The sequence below is a fragment of the Photobacterium iliopiscarium genome, assembly GCF_003026395.1.
In the GTDB taxonomy this organism is placed as follows: domain Bacteria; phylum Pseudomonadota; class Gammaproteobacteria; order Enterobacterales; family Vibrionaceae; genus Photobacterium; species Photobacterium iliopiscarium.
The window spans coordinates 65,775-86,595 of the sequence record NZ_PYOO01000001.1; the positions used below are offsets into that span (position 1 = coordinate 65,775).

The 20,821-nt window shown below is 36.6% G+C and carries 16 protein-coding genes; 6 read left to right on the forward strand and 10 right to left on the reverse strand.

Translation table 11 applies throughout. The features are described 5' to 3' along the window. Nucleotides 1-88: 88 nt before the first annotated feature. A complete protein-coding gene (locus tag C9J51_RS00315; protein ID WP_045040557.1) occupies nt 89-1,834 on the reverse strand; it encodes an amidohydrolase in 1,746 nt (581 codons plus the stop codon). A gap of 223 nt (nt 1,835-2,057) precedes the next feature. Between C9J51_RS00315 and C9J51_RS00320 the strand changes: the two genes are divergently transcribed. Beyond that, on the forward strand, nt 2,058-2,381 hold the full coding sequence (locus tag C9J51_RS00320) for a hypothetical protein (RefSeq protein WP_045037858.1): 324 nt from the start codon (nt 2,058-2,060) through the stop codon (nt 2,379-2,381). Nucleotides 2,382-2,445: 64 nt separating this feature from the next. Here the strand turns inward: C9J51_RS00320 and C9J51_RS00325 are convergent, their stop codons facing one another. Beyond that, on the reverse strand, nt 2,446-2,784 hold the full coding sequence (locus C9J51_RS00325; RefSeq protein WP_045037857.1) for a hypothetical protein: 339 nt from the start codon (nt 2,782-2,784) through the stop codon (nt 2,446-2,448). A 236-nt stretch (nt 2,785-3,020) separates the two neighbouring features. Between C9J51_RS00325 and C9J51_RS00330 the strand changes: the two genes are divergently transcribed. Both C9J51_RS00330 and C9J51_RS00335 read left to right on the forward strand, forming a co-directional pair. Next, nucleotides 3,021-3,740 (forward strand): HAD family hydrolase, encoded by a 720-nt coding sequence (locus C9J51_RS00330; protein ID WP_244907454.1) that lies wholly within the window; start codon nt 3,021-3,023, stop codon nt 3,738-3,740. A gap of 407 nt (nt 3,741-4,147) precedes the next feature. Next, a complete protein-coding gene (locus C9J51_RS00335; RefSeq protein WP_045040556.1) occupies nt 4,148-4,933 on the forward strand; it encodes a DUF2076 family protein in 786 nt (261 codons plus the stop codon). Nucleotides 4,934-5,033: 100 nt separating this feature from the next. On the opposite strand, the gene C9J51_RS00340 is transcribed toward C9J51_RS00335, so the two are convergent. Then, on the reverse strand, nt 5,034-5,528 hold the full coding sequence (locus tag C9J51_RS00340) for a septal ring lytic transglycosylase RlpA family protein (protein WP_107250787.1): 495 nt from the start codon (nt 5,526-5,528) through the stop codon (nt 5,034-5,036). 532 nt (nt 5,529-6,060) lie between these two features. On the opposite strand from C9J51_RS00340, the gene C9J51_RS00345 reads away from it, so the two are divergent. Then, nucleotides 6,061-6,393 carry an SMR family transporter gene (locus C9J51_RS00345; RefSeq protein ID WP_181314811.1) on the forward strand — a complete coding sequence of 111 codons (333 nt, stop codon included), beginning with the start codon at nt 6,061-6,063 and terminating at the stop codon, nt 6,391-6,393. 111 nt (nt 6,394-6,504) lie between these two features. Here the strand turns inward: C9J51_RS00345 and C9J51_RS00350 are convergent, their stop codons facing one another. After that, nucleotides 6,505-7,044 (reverse strand): DUF1294 domain-containing protein, encoded by a 540-nt coding sequence (locus tag C9J51_RS00350; RefSeq protein WP_244907455.1) that lies wholly within the window; start codon nt 7,042-7,044, stop codon nt 6,505-6,507. Between the two features lie 428 nt (nt 7,045-7,472). Between C9J51_RS00350 and C9J51_RS00355 the strand changes: the two genes are divergently transcribed. Then, nucleotides 7,473-9,353, forward strand: a complete 1,881-nt coding sequence (locus C9J51_RS00355) for an ABC transporter ATP-binding protein (protein WP_045040555.1) — start codon at nt 7,473-7,475, stop codon at nt 9,351-9,353. A gap of 663 nt (nt 9,354-10,016) precedes the next feature. Here C9J51_RS00355 and C9J51_RS00360 read toward each other — a convergent pair. Next, nucleotides 10,017-11,009: a DUF4062 domain-containing protein gene (locus C9J51_RS00360; protein WP_045040554.1), complete on the reverse strand. Its 993-nt coding sequence runs from the start codon at nt 11,007-11,009 to the stop codon at nt 10,017-10,019. Between the two features lie 174 nt (nt 11,010-11,183). On the opposite strand from C9J51_RS00360, the gene C9J51_RS19415 reads away from it, so the two are divergent. Continuing rightward, a complete protein-coding gene (locus C9J51_RS19415; RefSeq protein WP_164838175.1) occupies nt 11,184-11,348 on the forward strand; it encodes a hypothetical protein in 165 nt (54 codons plus the stop codon). A 236-nt stretch (nt 11,349-11,584) separates the two neighbouring features. Here the strand turns inward: C9J51_RS19415 and C9J51_RS00365 are convergent, their stop codons facing one another. The 5 genes from C9J51_RS00365 to C9J51_RS19420 form a co-directional block, all read right to left on the reverse strand. Further along, entirely contained in the window at nt 11,585-12,895 is a 1,311-nt protein-coding gene (locus C9J51_RS00365; protein WP_045040553.1) for an anti-phage deoxyguanosine triphosphatase, read from the reverse strand. An 855-nt stretch (nt 12,896-13,750) separates the two neighbouring features. Then, the gene (locus C9J51_RS00370) at nt 13,751-15,130 is read right to left on the reverse strand and encodes a D-alanyl-D-alanine carboxypeptidase family protein (protein ID WP_045040163.1); all 1,380 of its coding nucleotides are present in this window, start codon (nt 15,128-15,130) and stop codon (nt 13,751-13,753) included. 642 nt (nt 15,131-15,772) lie between these two features. Continuing rightward, entirely contained in the window at nt 15,773-18,703 is a 2,931-nt protein-coding gene (locus C9J51_RS00375) for a hybrid sensor histidine kinase/response regulator (RefSeq protein ID WP_107250781.1), read from the reverse strand. Then, complete coding sequence (locus C9J51_RS00380; RefSeq protein ID WP_045040162.1) at nt 18,696-19,922, reverse strand: acyl-homoserine-lactone synthase; 1,227 nt, start codon at nt 19,920-19,922, stop codon at nt 18,696-18,698. The genes C9J51_RS00375 and C9J51_RS00380 overlap by 8 nt, the downstream gene beginning before the upstream one ends. Nucleotides 19,923-20,331: 409 nt before the next feature. Then, entirely contained in the window at nt 20,332-20,493 is a 162-nt protein-coding gene (locus C9J51_RS19420; RefSeq protein WP_164838166.1) for a hypothetical protein, read from the reverse strand. Nucleotides 20,494-20,821 lie beyond the last annotated feature (328 nt).

The following is a 20,821-nucleotide window of genomic DNA, read 5'->3' on the forward strand; positions in this document are numbered from 1 at the left end:
GGCGGTTTTTCTATAACTTTTATTTATAACTGTACTTTTTATTAAGCACTATGAATTAAAGCTCTTCTTTCAAGCTCTTCATTAATAGTTATTTATCAATTGGAAATAATTTCCCTTCAAAAACAGTACCATAAATAGGAATATCTTTTAGATTTTTCAACTCAACTTTATAAGGGTCTTGTTCTAAAATGGTAAAGTTTGCAATCTTACCTGTTTTGATACTGCCTAAGTTTTGTTCTTGTCCCCAAGAGTAAGCCGCTTCAATCGTAATACCACGCAATGCTGCATCACGAGATAAAGCTAAATCAGGGCGTACGACGTTCCCTGAGTTGGTAATGCGCGTAGCTGCACTCCACGCCAACAGCAATGGATCAGATGGAGCCATAGGAGCATCAGAGTGAAGTGAGAGTGGAATGTTTTCTTTTTCAATCGTTGCTAAACGTACCATCGCATGAGCACGCTCTTTACCTAAACCGACCTCTCCAAATTTTTCACTAAAACCGGTAACATAATAAGGATTAACGCTAATAATTACGCCTAAAGATTTTAGCTTCTTCACTTGAGCATCGGTTGAGTTAGCAAAATGAACAATGGTAAAACGGTGATCTTTACGTGGGTATTCTGCTTGGCGTTTTTCTAAAATGCCAATGAGTTTTTCAACCCCAAGATCACCATTTACATGCACTAATACTTGATAATCGTTTTCCCAGAAGATCTTAGTGATCGCTTCAACATCTTCTGGTGTTTGAATCCATTCACCATGATGTCCATCTTGATAACCGTCTTTCATTTTCATTAATTGTGAAATGATCGCACCATCAAATAATAATTTAATCTGTTTATCAAAATAGCGAACTTTTCCCGTTTCAGGGAGCGTCGTTGTAATCCTCTCAACTTCTTTTAAGACACCCTCTTTCCCTTTTGTAAAATAAGGCGTTTTACTTTCAGGTGTAAAAAATGAATACATAGGCGTTGATTCACTACCTAAAACATCAAGATAAGTATCAATCATATAATCAGGAATAAAAGCACCAGGCTCGTTATAAGCCGTTACACCTTTTTGATGTAACATGGTTACCATCTGCTTTAGTCCAGCGGTAAAACGCTCTTTATTCGCAAGATCCCGCCCAATTCGTGGTAATAAATAAATTAATGCGCCACCTTCTAAAAAATGTCCTTTATCTAAATAAACTTGAGCGGCAACTTCTTTACCAAGCTTATCTACATCCGCTTGGTTTAACTTATATTTTTCAATAAAAGCTGAATTAACATAAAACTCATGGGCAGAGCGATGCCATACCCCAATTGGACGGGTCTTTGAGATCTTATCCAATTCTTGACGTGACAATTCACCATGAAAATAGTTATTAAATCCCCATGTCCATAATGTTTCATTAGGATCTTTTAATGCTTTTTCTTGCTCCATGAGCGCAGCAATATAATCATCATGATTTGTTACTGCTGGCCATGTTTTGTTGGGTAACTGCCACTCTTCTGGTGCAATAACTGGCATGTTTAATGTTAATGCACTTAAGAAAGGATGTAGATGTTGTTCAATAAAACCAGGCATTAGTACTTTGTCATTCAAATCCATCTTTTTAGAATCAGGGTATTGTTTTAATGCTTCTTTCTCAGAGCCTACATAAACAATCTTGCCATATTGACTCGTGACAACAGCCTCTGCTATTGGTTGTGCCTTTTCCATTGTAATAATGGGGCCACCGTAAAAAAGGGTTGTTGTCGGTATATCGGATGAAGTCGCAAAAGCAGAAGAAGAAACAACTGAAGATAAAAATAATAAAGATGACGCAATTTTAGTCTGTTTAATAAACATGATTTATCCTTAAATCTAACGTTCATTGAATATATACGAACTCATTCTAAAAAACGAATAATTAACTGATTTCAAATATTATTAGCAATTAATCATTCCCCTCTTATATTAATAAGTTCCATACTATATTGAATACGATTATTTATATTTAAAACTAGAGAGAAGCCACAAACTCAGTTAAAATTATATATAGATAGATTGGTATTATAAGGAAGAATATACGATGAATCTTACTCAAGCTGTTTTGACAGTACCCTCTCACATGGTACCCGGCGGAATACCACAGCCCGATCTCAAACGACTTGGCTTTAATGACTTTGAGCGTTGTGCAATAGTCGATACAACAATGATCACTCAATTTAAATTTTCACGTCCCGTTCTGCACGCGACTGAAGCGCAATTTGATGAAGCCATTGAGCAATTCATCTGGTTATTTGCTAAAGGTACACCCTATGTTATTGATAAAGCGTTTGCAGACAAAACACCCGATAGCCACCACCGCTACTATTACACCAATAATAAGCGTATATGCGAAGTGATCAGTTAACATGTCATTTAATGACCAATCTATCGCATTCATTCTAGATTGGCCGCAAATAACGCTTATCACATTAAAGCTTTGCTAACGTTCCCCCGTCAGATTGCATCCGTAACCAATCACCATCGTCTTTTAATAATAATAATATGCCATCTATATTGACTGATTTTTCCGTTAAGTGATTAAGCTGATGAGTATTATTTCTAAACACACGCTTTAAATTTGTGCCTAAAAGCGTATTTAGATAATGCTGTAAGGCCGCATCTTTTTGAAAGACGACAGTAGTGTTATTCGCTAATTGAATTTGGATTTGCTCAATATCAGTAACAACAACCTGCTGCTCTGCCAATTCAACAGCAAGATCAAGATCATTGATGCAACTCGCAATAATAGTAACTATGGTATTACTCATCGTCATTCCTTTTAAATAGACCTATATTGTAAGATTTAAAGTACACCCTCAATGATAGAAAGAACATAAGATCATTTTTATATTGCATAACCCATACTTTCTAACGAATAACTTTATCCATCGAATGTAATAAAAACAACATTTAAGCATCATGAAAATGTCATCGTTATTTTTTACTCTAAAACTCATTACATATTAACTATAAATATAACAACGCGAAAAATAAGGAATTAAATTTGTCATTTACAACTCAAACAACCATGAACATCAAAGTAGCAATGCCATTTTATCTTGCTATTTTTGATTTAGATGAAACACTTATCGCCGCAGACTCAGCTCGCTTATGGATCCATTTTCTTGTTAAAAAAGGACTGGCTCCTCTTTCATTGTTGACTCATGAACAAGCCATGATAGCTGCCTATGCTAAAGGCACGCTTGATATGGCGAGTTACATGACAACAACGCTTGAACCGCTAAAAGGAAAAACCCCTCACATAATAAAACAGCTGGTTGATGATTTTATTCATGAGGTTATTACTCCAGCAATATACCCTCAGGCACTTGATCGTATTGAATGGCATCGAAAACGAGGTGATCATATTTTAATCATTTCAGCAACGAGCGAACATCTGGTTAAACCAATAGCCGCAGCCCTTGGCATCGATGATGTTATTGCGATTAAAGTAGAACAAAACAACGGTGTCTATACTGGAAAAACAACTGGCATATTAAGTTTTAAAGAGGGAAAAGTTGAACGTTTAAAGCTATGGTTACAACAACAAAAACACAGTTACAAAGGCAGTTATGGCTACAGTGATTCAATCAATGATTTACCCTTACTTAGCTTAGTCAATAAACCCTTTGCCGTTAATCCTGATCCCATGCTAGCGATGCATGCCCAAATGCAAGAATGGACAATCATGGATTGGCGTCACGATAACAATATTCTTCGTTAGTAATACAATCTTCCCCCTCCCCTTTGTCTTACCGTATCCGCCTTTATAATAAGCAACACGGTCACTACACAAAGCGCTCAATGATAAAAGCCTATTACCTGTCAATCAATAAATTGTATTATTACGCTTGATAATACATTTTTCAGTACCCATTTACAGATAGTAACAAACTAAATTAAATTTCTTGTAGCAAACTGTAGATGTAGTACAGCGAACGTAATACAGTATTCGCGCATTCTATTTCGATTTACAAATTATGATGGTGTATTCATCATCTATTCAACATCGGTATGGGAATACTATAATTTGTGAATAATCTTATTTAGCAAGGTTGATGTTAACAAAACAACTATCGACCAAGCAACGGTACGCCCTACCAATGACAGGGTATTGAGAAGGTAATAATCATGACTCCACAAGAAAAAGAACTGATTCAAAGCGTTGCTGCTAAGCTTCAAAAAAGCCCTGAAAGCAAAAAAGATGCGGACGCAGAGCAATTTATTAACACTGAAATTGGCGCACAACCAGATGCTATTTACAAACTAACACAAGCTGTTCTTGTACAAGAAATGGCATTAAAGCAATTAAAAGAAAAGAACGATTACCTAGAGAAAAACGCTGAATATTACAAAGAAGAATCAAACCGTGGCACTATGAGCCGTATGTTTGGTGGTTCTCGTCAAGCGCCACCACAACCACCACAACAACCAGTTCGCCAACCAAGTGCTTTTGGTGGTTTCATGCAAACAGCAGCAGGTGTCGCGGCGGGTATGGTTGCAGGTAGTGTGATCAGTAATATGCTGTTTGATGATAAACCAGCAGAAACAGCAGCGGCCGATCCAGCGCCAGCAGCAGATGCGGCAACAGATACCGCAGCAACCGACACGGCACAAACAGATACAGCAGCAGACGCAACCACAGATCCACAAGCTGATAATGAAAGCTTCTTAAATGATGACTCAAACAGCTTTGCTTCTGATTACACTGGTGGTTTTGGTGATGCAGGGTTTGGCGATAACAACGGTGGGTTTGGTGATTCAGGCTTCGGCGGTGATGACAACGGCTTTGGTAACTCAGGTTTCGGTGACGACAGTGGTTTTGGCAACGACGATACCTTTGCCAACAATAGCGGTTTTGGTGATACCGACGGCGGCTTTGGTGGTGATTTCAGTGGTGACGACGAAGATTTCTAATCTCATTATCACTGTTCGACAAAAAAGAGCGCTCATGCGCTCTTTTTTATTATATGGCTCAGCCTCAATAATCAATCTCGCGATCAATCTCTCAATACGCTTATTTTAAAATTTCCATAGTAACGTTTAATACACCAGTACGAGGGTTACCAATAGCCTTAAATGCCGAGCTTGATAGATCAATTATACGTCCACGAATAAAAGGACCACGATCATTAATAGTAACAATGACGCTTTTATGATTATTGATATTAGTTACTTTTACTTTGGTACCAAAAGGCAATGTACGGTGGGCGGCGGTAAGCTTACCTTGATCAAAAATTTGTCCATTGGCTGTCTTTCGCCCTTGGAACATATTGGCATAATAAGACGCTTTACCATCAATAACCTTTGACTTTGATGTTGCCGTTGATGTTGATGTTGGCACAGAGATAGGTTTAACTTCTTTTTTATACTCAACTGGCTTGATAATTAACACTGGTCGTTGCGTATCCGCGATTACGGTTTCTTTAGCAACCTCAGGACTCGCACACCCTGATGCGACAATCAGCATAACTGAACTTAAGCTCAAATTTCGTATTACAGATCCATTCATACTAACGACCTCCACCGAATATTATAATTTAGCTGTTTAATATGCCTCAATAGCAAACAGCCAATGATTGTTAAATTCTATCATTAAATGTAACCAAAATAGAATTAATTAAAAATGTACAATTTTCAAATAAAAAAAACCGACATTATTAATAATGTCGGCTACAAAAAGGAAATAATAAAACATACTGTTCTCGCTCCATCTTTTATTTCTACTTCCATTGTAAAAATAAGCAATGACAATATATACAAAGCAAGTTATATACCAACATCAAACACTCAAAACATATTAATATATATCACCAAATAATACCTTTCCATCCTGCATTTATATATTAATATCCTTTTTTGGAATATTTACCCGTTAATAAAAAACAATTATTATAGCAAAATGCATTGCATATCTCTGCGCATTATTGAAACAATGCAAATATCAATTACGTAAATTTACTCTAGTCGAATACAAAAAATCCCTTTAAAATACGTATTTCCAATCAGTACAGAAATTTCACATGTTTAAATTATTAACCTCAATGCCACCACTGGTTGCATTAGCCATTGCCATCATTTTTGAAGTCATTGCCACATCATTTATTCCTAAAGCAGAGCAATTTACGAAACTCGTACCCAGTGTGATTATTATTACTGGTTATGCGATTGCCTTCTTTTTATTGTCTGTCACCGTAAAAACCATGCCAGTGGGTATTGTATATGCAATCTGGAGTGGTTCAGGCATTGTTCTGGTCGCAACCATTAGCTATTTTGCTTATGGTCAGCGTTTAGACTTACCCGCTATTGTTGGTATTGGATTAATTATTGCGGGTGTATTAGTGGTTAACCTTTTATCAAAAACTGTTTCGCACTAACCATCCCCAATGAAGACTTTATCGTTGTTTTCATTTAAAGCTAAACAGGAGAAGCCGTTACTTCTCCTTTGGTTATTAGTGCCTACATTGCAAGCATCAACAGCGTAGTCATTAATACCCGATAGAAGCAATAAAGTTATGCAACCATTGCTGTCCTAGCGGTGTAAATACAAGAATAAAGACACTAATATTGACAAAAATCGTTAACCATAAAATCGCTTTAAACGGTTGTTTTTGCGATTTATGCCGCAGGATTTTCTGCGCCCATAACGCACCAGGCCAACCACCTACTAATGCCAATAAATGTAAGCTCGCTTCTTTGGTTCTCCATGCCTCTTTTTGTGCTGCTCGCTTATCATGGGCATATACAGCAAAGGTTACAATACTCAAACAGACATAACCAATTAATACCCAATACGAGCACTGAAATAACCACACACAAAGGCTAACCAAACCGAGGAACAACACACTGAATCCTTGGGCCTTACTCATTGGCGCGGTGTATTTATCAAGTCCTGAATGTGCTTTAACAAACATGACTGATTTCGCTGACTTTTTATTTTTATTATCAACGCTTAGCTCATAAGAAACACGTTCATTCATCCGCGGTCGACTTTGACGATCACTCAATGCACTAATATGAAAAAACACATTCTCCCCCCCCCGCTTGAGGTTGAATGAAGCCAAAGCCTTTTTGATGATTCCATTGCACAACAGTGCCTTTATATTTCATATATTACCTATTGTTTTACACTGTAAACAGAATGGATCGTTATTGACAATAAAGAACAAATAACACCATGATTTATTAATGTTTTATTATAACGACTATCAATCGTTATTCTATTTAATTGTGGTTATTACAACATTGCATTGCCATAACCTTTTTTTTGCTATCCAGTTAATACTTTCATCATTAAAAATATCACAATTGTTGAGTCCGATTAAAGTAATGCATACAATAACAACACTTTTTCTTCCATTATTGTTATTAAATAATCGTCGTTAACCACGGCATAATACTCATCTCTACTTTCCGTTAATTTGCTTATTGCGCCTTTCATCAACTTAGGTGAACCATGCTTAAACGCTTTTTTAAACGCTTTGAAAATTTCACAGAAGCATTTCCGAAACAAGATCCTGAGCAACCACCACAGGGTATTATCGCTTTTTGTCGCTACTATAGCCGTGGTTTTGAAAAGCCATTGATTATAATGGCCATGCTTAGTGCAACGGTTGCTATTTTAGAAGTGGTATTGTTCGGCTTCATGGGAAAATTGGTTGATTGGCTCACCGAAAGTGATCCACATACTTTTCTGGCTCAAAATGGTACCAGTCTATTTTGGTTAGGATTAGTGATTTTAGTCGTCATGCCAACACTGGTATTGATTTCATCATTAATCACCCACCAATCGTTGCTGGGTAACTACCCAATGTCGATTCGCTGGCTCGCGCACCGTTATTTACTCAAACAAAGTGTGTCGTTCTACCAAGATGATTTCGCTGGCCGCATCGCGACCAAGGTTATGCAAACCTCGCTTGCTGTACGTGAAACAGTAATGAAAACTGCTGATGTGTTTGTTTATGTTGCGGTTTACTTTACCTCATCGCTGGTTATTTTAGCCCAAGCGGATTGGCTGTTAATGTTACCAATGCTGTTTTGGTTAGCCGCTTATGTGTGTATTCAACTTTATTTTGTACCTAAACTTAAACACATTGCAGCAGAACAAGCAGACGCACGTTCAACGATGACGGGCTCAATTGTTGATAGCTACACCAATATTTCAACAGTTAAATTATTCTCTCACGATCAACGTGAAACTGAATATGCTGAAAAAGGCATGAAAGGCTTTTTAAGCACTGTGCATCAACAAATGCGATTAGTAACAGGGTTTAACTTCTGTGTTCAATTAACTAACTATACCCTGCTGTTTGCCATTTCTGCGATCTCGATTTATTTATGGATGCACAGTGCAATTCAAGTGGGTGCAATCGCAATAGCTATCAGCCTTGCATTACGGATCAACGGCATGTCGATGTGGATCATGTGGGAAGTCGGCGCATTATTTGAAAACATCGGTACGGTAGTTGATGGCATGAAAACCTTATCAAAGCCAATTGCGATTGAAGATGCCCCTGATGCTGAACCATTAAACGTCACTCAAGGTGGCATTGAATTTGATGATGTTAGCTTCCATTATGGCGAGAACAAAGGCGTGATCAGCCATCTTAACCTCAACATTAAGCCCGGTGAAAAAGTCGGTTTAGTCGGTCGCTCTGGCGCAGGTAAATCAACCTTAGTTAACCTATTATTGCGCTTCCATGATGTTGAAGGCGGACAAATACGCATTGATGGCAAAGACATTACCTCTGTCACTCAAAACTCGTTACGTTGTAACATAGGTATGGTCACCCAAGACACTTCATTACTGCATCGCTCCATTCGTGAAAATATTCTCTATGGCGCGCCTGATGCTGGTGAAGAACGTTTATTAGCGGCAACACACCAAGCACATGCCCATGAGTTTATTGAAACGCTCACCGATTCCTTTGGTAACGTCGGTTATGATGCTCAAGTGGGTGAACGTGGCGTTAAACTGTCTGGCGGTCAACGTCAACGAATTGCTATTTCACGAGTATTACTTAAAAACGCACCAATATTGATTCTAGATGAAGCTACATCAGCGTTAGATTCTGAGGTTGAAGCGGCCATTCAAGAAAGCCTCAATAAATTGATGCAAGGCAAAACCGTCATAGCGATTGCACACCGTTTATCGACCATTGCCGCGATGGATCGTTTGATTATCCTCGATAAAGGTCAAATCATTGAGCAAGGATCTCATGCTGAGTTATTACAGCAACGCGGTATTTACGCGCAATTATGGGCGCATCAGACAGGTGGGTTTATTGGCGAGCAAAATATTTCAGTTGCTGCTGATGATTTGAATCAGAATATATAGCTGTAGTGCCACTATAACGAAGCCGCTTTTTTAGCGGCTTTTTTTTTATATGCTTTATGGTGATGTTTTTGAATTGGAATTGAGAAAAATATGGGTGTTATATATTTTTTCATTTTTCTCTAGCTTGTCCAACTATAGTTACTCTCCCGACAACACCTGCCAATGTCCAAACTTTGTCATTCCCTACAGTGAATGCCTGCGAGGGCGATAGGGAATCTATTCACAGCGCGTTGTAGAGTTATTATTTTCGTTGGTGTTTGTAAAGCTCAAACGTGTGGTGAATAGATCACGGGTAGCCATTATTTCTATTTTTTCAACAATATATGGTTGTTTTATGTTTCACTAGAAACGATTTTAAAACCATAAATACCCATACTCGTCCCCTAACGCTAAAAACTTCATATATTTAACAGTATCCAGATTATATAAATCGTGGAGGAGACGATATTATATAAAAGAGTATAAATATAATTAGATAGTAGATCCAAAAATGATTATTTATAACCAAAAAAAGAACCATCACATATTATAAAATATCCGTTACTTTATCGTAAACGGATAAAGTGCCTATTCCTTATTATGAAAAATGTTTAACTCAGTTGGAAAGTAAAAGCCCTAATAATTAAGAGCTTTCACTTAATCTCTTTTATCTACTCAGTTCCGTCAGAACGGTATATCATCATCTGTAGCTTTTGGTGGTTTTGGTGGTCTTGGTGCTCTTGACGGAGGTGGAGGCGGTGAGCAAGTCTTGGTAGAAATGTACTCATCTTTCCAATTTTCAGGGGTGAAAATCTTTAGGTTCTGTTGCTCGTCAAAGATATCATCTGAGATGGTTAAATTTATGCCATTCTTTACATAGTCTATATTGCCCTCTCCAAAGAAGTCACAATCAAAGTAACCAACCGTATCAAGTATTTCCCTAAGCTCTTTTTTATTTTGGAAAAAAATTCTGTGGCCTAAAGATATTTTTTTACGTAACTCTTCAAAAGCTGGGTGATTATTCAAAAGAATATTTTCTATTGTCGTATTACCCTTTTCTTTTTCCTCAGTTAAATAAGTCACTAGTGACTTCAAAGTTGACGATGTATAGTTAATTTCATCGATAATATCAAGTTCACGCTTTCTAAATTCTTCACTTAAAAGCCGTTGAAATAAGCCAGCCCATTGCTCTTTTAAGTGACAAGTAATATCCATTACTGAGTTAAATGATTGGATCTGATTGTTGTTTGGAAGGTTAAATAGTTCATCAATAAATTTGAATACTTTTGGGTCGTCGACAGAAGCATAGTTTATCGTGTCATTATCTTTATTCGCTTGGTAGGTCCTATATTCAGTCATAACCTGATGATCTATGAAAACATATAACTGCTTTCCTTTCTTTATTGCACTTTGAAGCTCTACGTTAGAAACTGAGTAGCCTTTATTGTGATGTGAATCAGATCCATATCGACCACCTACAATACCGATAACAATATCGCAGAGCTCAATTTCTTTATAACAGTAAGTCTCTAATTTTTCATCTGAGCCATAAGGGATATGCCCTTTCTCATTTAAGACAGGATCATATCCTAGATCTTCAATGAAACGTTGAAGATCGGCACGAACATACTTTAAATCGTAGTATGTTGAGCTAACGAAAACTCGTGGCCTTGCCATAACAGTTAATCCTTCAGGTAATATATCTTTACATGCATATAAATTTTGCTGATTCTATAATTAAATCAATGTATTCACAACGAACAGTTATCTGGTTTATGACGATATTTTGACACTGACATGTGTTGTTGATAATGGCAGCAGAGAGATAAAAGTTATGGGTCTCCATTCTTTTTGTTAATCATTCTTGATAAAGGTCAAATCATTGAGCAAGGCTCTCATGCTGAGTTATTACAGCAAAATGGAATTTATGCACAATTATGGGCGCATCAGACGGGTGGCTTTATTGGCGAGCAGGATATTTCTGACAGCGCTGATGATTTGAATCAGAATATGTAGTTGTAGCATTACTATAAAGAAGCCGCTTTTTTAGCGGCTTTTTTTGAATACTTTACGGTGATGATGTCTTTGAATAGGAATAAAGAAAAGCATGGGTACTATATATTTTTACATTTTTCTCAAGCCAGCCCAAGTATAGTTACTCTCCCGACAATACTTGCCAGTGTCCAACCTTTGTCATTCCCTACAGTGAATGACAACAGCTAGATAAAATTATGGGTGCCCAGTATTTCTATTTACATTCGGTCAAATATAGAGCCTATATCAGGACTAAATAGCTTATGATACAACTTAGTAGCATAACTATCTGTCATACCTGAAATATAGTCACATATTACTCGTTTTTTATTCGTTGAATGTTGATACTTTTTATAAGTAGATACAGGAAGTAAACGCTTGGGATTTTCTTGCAGAACTTCAAACAAACTAAGAACCATTTGTTGCCCTTTATACTCTAAAGTTTGAACTTCTGGTCTTTTTATTACATTCTTGAATACAAACGTCTTTAATAGTTTAAGCAATGATTTTGCTTCGTCAGACATTTTTACCTGATATTTAAGCAATGGCGTTTCAAACTCGGTCTTTTCATACACCTCAATGCTAGGTATAAAATAACCGATTAACTTACTAATTGCATGCTTACGGTCTTTATTTGATTCTGAAAAGAGTTTTTCATTAAAGAAATCAATATCACCATGTATGATATTATCACTTCCCATCTTTGTTATAACTTCATCATTCCATTGTTTAAAAGTTACCAATTGTAGAGCCAATGCATCTTCTAAATCATGAACTCCATAAGAAATGTCATCAGCCAACTCCATTATTGATGTGTCAAAACCTTTAAATTGTGCTCCAGAAACACCATCCTCATCAGTTATTGGTGTCCTAAATAACAATTTGTCATTTTCAGGAATTCCATCAAGAATCCAATCTAAAATATCACTATCATCATCATGAATACACTTTGGTGGTTTATAGCCATCAATATTAATCTTATTTTTACAACCACATATACTGGAGTAATCCGCTACTTCTTTATGTAATACTGGATATTTTAATAACCCCAACGTTGTTCTACGAGTTAAGTCTAAACCACAATCTGGAGAATACTCACCAAGCCTACTAACAATTCTTAATGTTTGCCCATTACCTTCAAAACCACCTTGATCGTTCATATAGAAGTTCAAAGCAACTTCTCCACCATGCCCAAATGGAGGATGCCCTATATCGTGAGCTAAACAAATTGCTTCAATCTGGCTTAGTGTTGGAATCCACTCAAGATAATCTTCTCTACCCTTATACTTTTCACGTAAATGCTCGCAGATTCCAGATCCAATCTGTGCGACTTCTAATGAGTGAGTTAGTCGTGTTCTGTAAAAATCACTTTCACCAATTCCTAAAACTTGAGTCTTTGACTGTAATCTCCTAAATGAAGAAGAATGAATGATTCTTGCCCTATCTCTTTGAGCCTGACTATCATCCGTATTTGAATTAAATGGCTTTGCTTCATAACCATCTAAATATCTGCGTCTTGCTTGCCACATATATAAAATCCTTCTGTAAATATAACAATTCATTAATAAGCATCCTTACTTTTACGCAAAAACACACTCATAAATTACGCTAATAATATTCCATTTAACTCATAAGTATCATGCTGTTGGTTGCAAATATATGTTTCAAAGTATTTTTGAGGAAAAACATGGGACAGCCATATTTTTTTGAGGGCTAACCGTGATCTATTCATCACACATTTGAGCATTACAAACACCAACGAAAATAAAACTCTACAACGCGCGGATAGTAGATTCCCTATCGCCCTCGCGGGCATTCACTGTAGGGAATGACGGAATTTGAATACAAGATATGGGACAGCCATGTTTTTTTGAGGACTAACCGTGATCTATTCAGCACGTGTTTGAGCATTACAAACACTAACGAAAATAATAGCTCTACAACGCGCGGATGGTAGATTCCCTATCGCCCTCACGGGCATTCACTGTAAGGAATGACGACATTTGAATACGGGCATGTGTTTTTGAGAATAACAGCTGTAACGTTATTCACCTGAATACAAGACATAGGACAGCCATATTTTTTTGAGGACTAACCGTGATCTATTCAACACGAATTTAAGCATTAGAGAAGCCAACGAAAAAATAACTCTACAACGCGCGGGTAGTAGATTCCCTATCGCCCTCGCGGGCATTCACTGTAGGGAATGACGTCATTTGGACACGGGCATGTGTTGTTGAGAATGGCAGCAGCGAGATAAAAAGTTATGGGTGTCCATTATTTTTTAGGCATTGTTATATCCAAATAAAAGCCAATACCTTATTCACTTTCGACTAAGAGTATTGGCTTTATTTGTATGATGGCTGCTGCGGTTATTTTAAAGTTTACAGACCGTAAGATGCTAGCAAGTTATGGAAATATAATGAGATACTTGCCCAAGTTCGAGTGAACCAGCCGCCTTGTTGAACGCTGTTGAGCGCGACAAGTGGCTTTGATTGAATAACGTTATCTTTATAGGTTACGGTAATTTCGCCTAATTTCTCACCCTTCTCAACCGGTGCTTTGATATCACGGTCAATTTGAAGCTTAGTTACCAGACCTTTCTCATCAACACTGGAAGGAAGAACCAAGGTTAGTGGCTTATCAAGGCCTAGAGAGACAATATCTTGTTTTCCTCCCCAAACCTTTTGTTCAGAAAGCTTACTGTTTGCCGCATACAAGGTGTCTTGCTTGAAGAAATGGAAGCCGTAATTGAATAGTGCCTTACTTTGAGCGGCAACATCATTCAGTGATTTGGTGCCTAGAACAACGCCAACCAACTTCATTGGGTTATTGGGTATCTCAGCAGAGCTTACCAGCGAGTAGCCTGCCGCTTCTGTACTGCCTGTTTTCATGCCCGTCGCATATTGATAAGTGAACAATAAACGATTGAAATTTGGTTGGCGGATATGATTGTATTCAAAATACTTTTGACTGAAAAAATGAAAGTATTGAGGGTAGTCGTTCATGATGTGTTGTCCGAGCAGCCCAAGATCATAAGCGGTTGAGAAATGTGCTGGCGCAGGCAGACCCATGACAGTGGTAAAGTGGGTATTGTGCATACCTAACTTAACGGCTGTCGCGTTCATCATTGCAACGAATGAAGATTGCGAACCCGCTATGTAATTTGCCAGTGTTACAGCGGCATCATTGCCCGATTCAACAATCATACCTGAGATAAGATCTTTCACTGAAACAAAAGAGCCGGGCTTTAAGAACATTCTTGAGCCACCCGTGCGCCACGCGACTTCTGGTACTTGTACTTTTGAGTCGAGTGAGATTACACCGTCGGCCAGTTTTTGCTCAACAATGTACATGAGCATTAACTTAGTGGTGCTGGCTGGGGCCATACGCATGTTAGCATCGTTAGAGGCAATAATCTGTCCCGTATTGGCATCCATTAAAATGAAAGCGCGTGCTTCAACTTGAGGTGAGAATATTCCTGCCTGAACCCATTTTTGCACCAGTGTTTCTGGGATCCCATTATTGCCACCAGCTTCTACTGGTGCAGCAGGCACTTGTATATTTTCTGGAATACTGGTTTTTACATCAATAGCACCGAAACTATTGAGTGGAGCTTGAGCTGCTTTGTATTGTGTTGCCGCGAAGTAATCACTATTAGGCATAGTGTTCATTGCATTGTTGCTAGGTGTGGCAAATACTGTACTAGAGGTAAATAATGCAGCGATGGTTGCTGCTAATGAAAGCTGTTTGATTATTGTCATAAGAATATTTTATTTATAGTTACTTACTAAAAGCGCGGTATAAAAAAGCGACTAGATAGGATACTGACTTCGCTGAGTAATTAATGTCCTGCAGAGTCTATCCATCACTACCACAAAAATGGTGAGTGCTTTTTCGTTCTTGATTAGTGTTGCAATGACTTTGGTTACAAATCGCATTTATATAATGATGTTCCGATCATTATGCACATGTAACCTTTATCCCGTTAATAGCGATAACCAAATGATGATTAAGTCCTGCTTTTTCAGCGGATCATTTGAACCTCATGTTGGTTATAGCCTTTTGTATATTGTCTGTTTCCATCTTACCAGCAGATCCTTTATAGAAACCTGAACGGTAATGATGTTTATGCGGTATAAGATTCGGCAAGTAATTTTTTTAGAAACATAGGACAGTCATATATTTTTGGAAATAGAGAAATGATGGCTACCCACAATCTATTCACCGCGAGCTTGAGGGTTACAAGCACCAATGAAAATAATAACTCTGCAACGCGCGGGCGGTAGATTCCCTATCGCTCTCGCGGGCATTCACGGTAGTTTGAACCTATCGTTGCAGATTAAAACTGACGACTATTTTGTGTGAATTTTTAAGCTCACATACTTATTCATATAAAATCACCATTATATGGAGTGATTAATACAATCATCTCGTTTTACAATCATTTCCTTGGCCTCTGATTCAGGAATCCAATACTGAAGTTTTTGTATCAGTTGTTGGCGAATAATAGGTTTCATCAGATGATCATTCATATATTGATTAATATCTTTCGTTACTTTATTACAATATTCACCAGACAGAGCAATAATAGGTATATTACAGCCCTTTTGTCGCAAGATTTGAGTCACTTCCAGTCCATCCATTTCTGGCATATGGATATCCATCAAAATGAGATCAGGTAATTCTTGCTCGACGATGCGTAATGCATCATTCCCACTATTAGCCTGTAATACAATGATCCCTTCTTTAGTTAAATAGCTTTGTACCAGCATTCGGTTAACTTGCATATCATCGACAACTAATACACGTTTTCCAATCAAATGTCCTAGAGGTTTGAGTGATCCACTGTCGACCAGTAATTTTAATGATTGAGCAAATAACATCGGACTGTCACTGACCTTAAAGTCACCCTGAAAAATATTAGTATCAAAATGGGTATTTTTTGTATTTTCACAGGACAATGCAATTAATGGAATTTTCTGTACGTTACTACCAAAATCACCCGAACGGATGTTCTTAAATGCTTCAAATTGCGTTGGCGATAAAGAAAGATCATAAATCGCAAAATCCACTTTGTTATTAACAATATGTTTAGCTGCACTCTCCCAGTTATCAAAGGTAGATACAAGGATATTAAAGCCAGAAAGTAGAGATGATATGAGAGTGGTATTTTCTTTTTGACCCATCACCAGAACTTGTTTGCCAGTTAATGCTTCTTTTAGTTCCTTAAACAAATTCTCAGGAATATGTTCTTCATTAATAATAGGAAAAGTTAATCTAAAGCGAGTATAGCTGCCATATTTTGATTGGCAGTGAATATTCCCCCCAAAAGCATTCATTACACGACGACAATATGCTAATCCAAGCCCTGTGCCATTACTTTTTCCTGAGGTGTAAAATTCGTCAAAAATATGTGGAATGGCATTATCAGCAATACCTGGTCCCGTATCGGTAACAATGATGTAGTTTTCTAATTCGCCACATTCAAGATGAATAGAAAGCGTACTCAATGGGTATTGTGAAAAATAATAAACTGCATTTTTAACTAGATTAAATATCACAAAGCTAAATAGAGTCTCATTCACCAAAAATTGAAAATCATTTTGAGTATTAGCTATTACTCTAGCTTGATGAGAATCTCCAGCGAAGCCATATTCATTCAACGCTTGTTCTATTAATCGACTAGCTGAATGTGCACTAAACGTCTGTGGGTTAATGCTATTACCTTTAATCTCATCAATAATAATATCAATAAATCGGCTACCAAGCTGAACCGCTTTTTTACTTTCAGTTAGCTCTTTATAGAAATCTTTCATTTGTTCATTTAAAAAAGGATGTACCGAGTTATTACTGACATTAAATAAATCAGTATCAATACGCTCAAAATGGTATTGAATTTTTGATAATGGATTTCTAATCTCATGGGCGATAGAACCCGCTAATACTTGTGATTTCCTTACTTGTTCTTCTGAGCGGATGTATTGATTAGCTTGTTCAAATAGAACTTGTAGAGCCTCAATTTCTTCACTGGAGAACAAACTATTATGGTCTTTTTTTGACACCATAAAGAGATGTGTTATATCACTATTTAGACCCACAATAGGTAAAACCAATGCTGAATTGTTGGCATCCATATCTTGTTTAAGCTGGCGAATATTACTAAGCCCGGTATGAGTTTCATACTGAATCTGAAATTCCAATTCATCTTTTACCAATACTGAGTAATTACCTGCAAAATATTTTTTAAATGCTGCAAATTCAGAATAGCTATTAATATTTAGAATTTGTCCTCTCTTAGTATTAAGCAATTCGTTTAGACGAATAATACCGTGCTCAGTTGAGTGCTGAAAATGAAAAATAACATTTTGAATATTTTCAGACGGATTCCCATCCTTTCCGTAGAATAATCGATTAACCCCTCGCTTAATTTGAGCTAATGATAATTGCCAGCTAAATCCTACTAAGGCGATTAATAAAATAATAAATAGCGGATCGTTACCAAAAAAAAGAGTTGAAAAAAATGAATAAGTTAACAAATAAAGAAATAGATTACTTAATATACTAACACATTGAAATATAATATAACGTAGAGAGTAGAACCGATTAAACAGCAACGCATACCCTATTAGAAGCGTTTCAAAAATAGCCAGTGTCGGTGGTAGCCAAGCAAGGGAAAAATCACCAATAGCAAAAGGAACAAACGAATGCACTATCAGTGTGGTTATCATAAAGATGACCATACCCATAATCATATACTGAGATTTTTTCTGTATAAGAACAGAATTAGAGCGATTATAAATTAGAAAATTACGAAACGTTAATATTAAAAGCCCCCCACCACAAAAAAAAAGCACTGATGCTTGTGGGCCAAATGTAATTGCAAAATCCCCTGCTGCTATAATCTTTACATCTATAACTGTCTGGTTAGGTAATAAATTAACAATCAAAGAGTAAAGTGATACAAGTATACAAATTAATTTCTGGTGTGATAAAAGTTTATTATTAAAGCGTATAGAAATCAAACTACATGAGAAGATATAAGCACAGATAAAAGCAGCAAAAGAGGTAAAATTAGCAAAAAGCGCCATTTTAACAGCCGTATTTTCACTAAAAAAAGTAAGTAATGCTGATTGAAAATAAGCGTTAGACAATATCCATAAGACGATAAATATAGAATAAGCTAAATAGGGATAATACACGCTCTGTTTAACACCTGACCGAGAGGTAAATAAAGTAAAGCCAAAATATCCAATCCAAACTAAAACAATACTAGCTGCAAAAAATAATAATGCGACTCGTGACATGGATAAAAATAAATAAAAAATATCAGACATTAACTGTCTCTCTCATCACTTTACGCATAGCTACAATTTTCTTTTTATAATCTTTATAGCTATTTTTCTTAAAACCTTCGTTTATGCATTTTGTTAACCAAAAACCTTTATACGTAATACAGCCATTTCCATTAACATCCTGATAACCGGTATTAATGTAAGATGGCATTAGATGAGGGTCTTGATTTAATGCATTATAAAACAAGATCATTGTAGGCTGCTCAATAATAGTAAAGACGATATCGTAACCTCGTTCACAAAGAGCTTGAGCTATCATTTTTTGACACTGATACAAAAAGAATGACCGTTTAGCTAACGGTCCACTAACCGTCAATCTTAATACCTCGCAAATGGCTTTATAATCAATTAGTGTATCGACTAATTGAGATTCAAATTCCAAGATACTAGATGGATGAAAGGTAAAGCTAAGCGCATCAGAAAAAACTCCTGTCTGACGTAGTGCATTTAATTTCTTTTCATTTACATCAACTTGCCAGCGGCTATTTTGGAAAAATGGATCAAATGTCAGCCAATTGTCTCTTAGTTCCCAACCTTGAATCAATGCCGTCGAAGTGATAGTTGCTAAACCGCTTTCATCACCTTGTAACATAACAAAATGTTGGCCTTTTTGTGATAATTCTAAATAGAACAGCATTTCATACCAGTGCTGCTCTTTTATGAATGTTTCAATATTGGTTAAAACAATCGCATCAGACAGAAGCATCGGTTTATTATAATGATGAGTCATAAATAGACGTTCATCTTTTTCAATATGCATTACAATTTCTGAAATAAACTCATTTGGCGCACATGTATGTACATTATTTAGCGCCGCCATATGGTTGTTTTGATATTGTTGTACACGGCTAATAATTTTATATGATTCATATTCAGCCCAGCAATATAAAATATTACCGAATAGAGAAATAGCGAGTTTCTCTATATCAAGATAAATTTCAGGTAGTCCATCTAAGAGCTCATGACCACATATTTGATTAGATATATCACTGGTAAATATTTGGTGTAAATTTCCGCTATAATTTTCACAGGTTTGGATCTGTGCCATACGATGGGATACGATTTTTGAGAAAATGTCACATTCACCATTTTGATGAATATAAGTATGAATAAAATCTAACCCAAGTTGCTTTTGAGACACTGAGTGGGAATCAGCTGATTTTATTGGAAAATAAGTCATTAAAGAATCAATCAGGCTCATAATTAATATGCATATCAAAAAGTAAAATTATGCATTCATTCTATTTATGTTTTCTCTTTTGACAATCTTATTTATTAACCAATCCTGTTGTTTCTTAAACGATTTCATTTAATGTGACTCAAATCATATAAATTCAGTTGCATTACAGCTCTCAACTCTCGGTTTCATAGGTTATAAAGGTGCTATTCCTTCAATATTAAAAAACGAAAAAATTGGACAGCCATATCTTTACTTAAATAGATCTATCCAAAAATAAGCCATTCCACCAGCAATAAACCCTCAAAGCTAAAATTTACAGCCCATTATTGATAATTATTTGTTAAATCAAGCCTATTACCATATTTCAGGATCGACAACACCCACAATCCTGACGGTTATTGCAGTTTTTTCTTTCGATTATAAAAAGTATTTAACTAGGATGTAACTGATGACTCGCTGATTTCCCTTTGCACCAATGCCCACCAATACGTTGTTTGAAGGCACACATTCGGGACCATCTACCACTTACATTGGCATAATGTTCCATAAATTGTTCACTATGCTCAAGCCAAGCATCTGCTATTATTCCCATTTTCTGTAAAATCTTGGGTTGATTAGGTGCAATAAAGCCTTTTTTATCATTTCGAATACAGCGACCAGTCCAATCAATAAGTTCGAGATAATCGGCAAAAGCAAAGTTTATCCCTGCGGTTTTAGCTTGAAAAAAATTGGACAGCCATATCTTTACTTAGACAGATCTATCCAAAAATAAGCCATTCCACCAGCAATAAACCCCAAAGCTAAAACTTACAGCTCATTATTGATGATTATTTGTTAAATCAACCCTATTCCCATATTTCAAGATCAACAACGCCTACAATCCTGACGGTTATTGCAGTATGTTCATCTAATTATAAGAA

Excerpts from the sequence above, each read along its gene's own strand:
- C9J51_RS00340 (WP_107250787.1), bottom strand. The coding sequence starts at position 5,528 with ATGAATGGATCTGTAATACGAAATTTGAGCTTAAGTTCAGTTATGCTG.
- C9J51_RS00335 (WP_045040556.1), top strand. The coding sequence starts at position 4,148 with ATGACTCCACAAGAAAAAGAACTGATTCAAAGCGTTGCTGCTAAGCTT.
- C9J51_RS00375 (WP_107250781.1), bottom strand. The coding sequence starts at position 18,703 with ATGTCTGATATTTTTTATTTATTTTTATCCATGTCACGAGTCGCATTA.
- C9J51_RS00315 (WP_045040557.1), bottom strand. The coding sequence starts at position 1,834 with ATGTTTATTAAACAGACTAAAATTGCGTCATCTTTATTATTTTTATCT.
- C9J51_RS19420 (WP_164838166.1), bottom strand. The coding sequence starts at position 20,493 with ATGGGAATAATAGCAGATGCTTGGCTTGAGCATAGTGAACAATTTATG.
- C9J51_RS00325 (WP_045037857.1), bottom strand. The coding sequence starts at position 2,784 with ATGAGTAATACCATAGTTACTATTATTGCGAGTTGCATCAATGATCTT.
- C9J51_RS00360 (WP_045040554.1), bottom strand. The coding sequence starts at position 11,009 with ATGGCAAGGCCACGAGTTTTCGTTAGCTCAACATACTACGATTTAAAG.
- C9J51_RS00345 (WP_181314811.1), top strand. The coding sequence starts at position 6,061 with ATGCCACCACTGGTTGCATTAGCCATTGCCATCATTTTTGAAGTCATT.
- C9J51_RS00380 (WP_045040162.1), bottom strand. The coding sequence starts at position 19,922 with ATGAGCCTGATTGATTCTTTAATGACTTATTTTCCAATAAAATCAGCT.
- C9J51_RS00320 (WP_045037858.1), top strand. The coding sequence starts at position 2,058 with ATGAATCTTACTCAAGCTGTTTTGACAGTACCCTCTCACATGGTACCC.
- C9J51_RS00370 (WP_045040163.1), bottom strand. The coding sequence starts at position 15,130 with ATGACAATAATCAAACAGCTTTCATTAGCAGCAACCATCGCTGCATTA.
- C9J51_RS00355 (WP_045040555.1), top strand. The coding sequence starts at position 7,473 with ATGCTTAAACGCTTTTTTAAACGCTTTGAAAATTTCACAGAAGCATTT.
- C9J51_RS00365 (WP_045040553.1), bottom strand. The coding sequence starts at position 12,895 with ATGTGGCAAGCAAGACGCAGATATTTAGATGGTTATGAAGCAAAGCCA.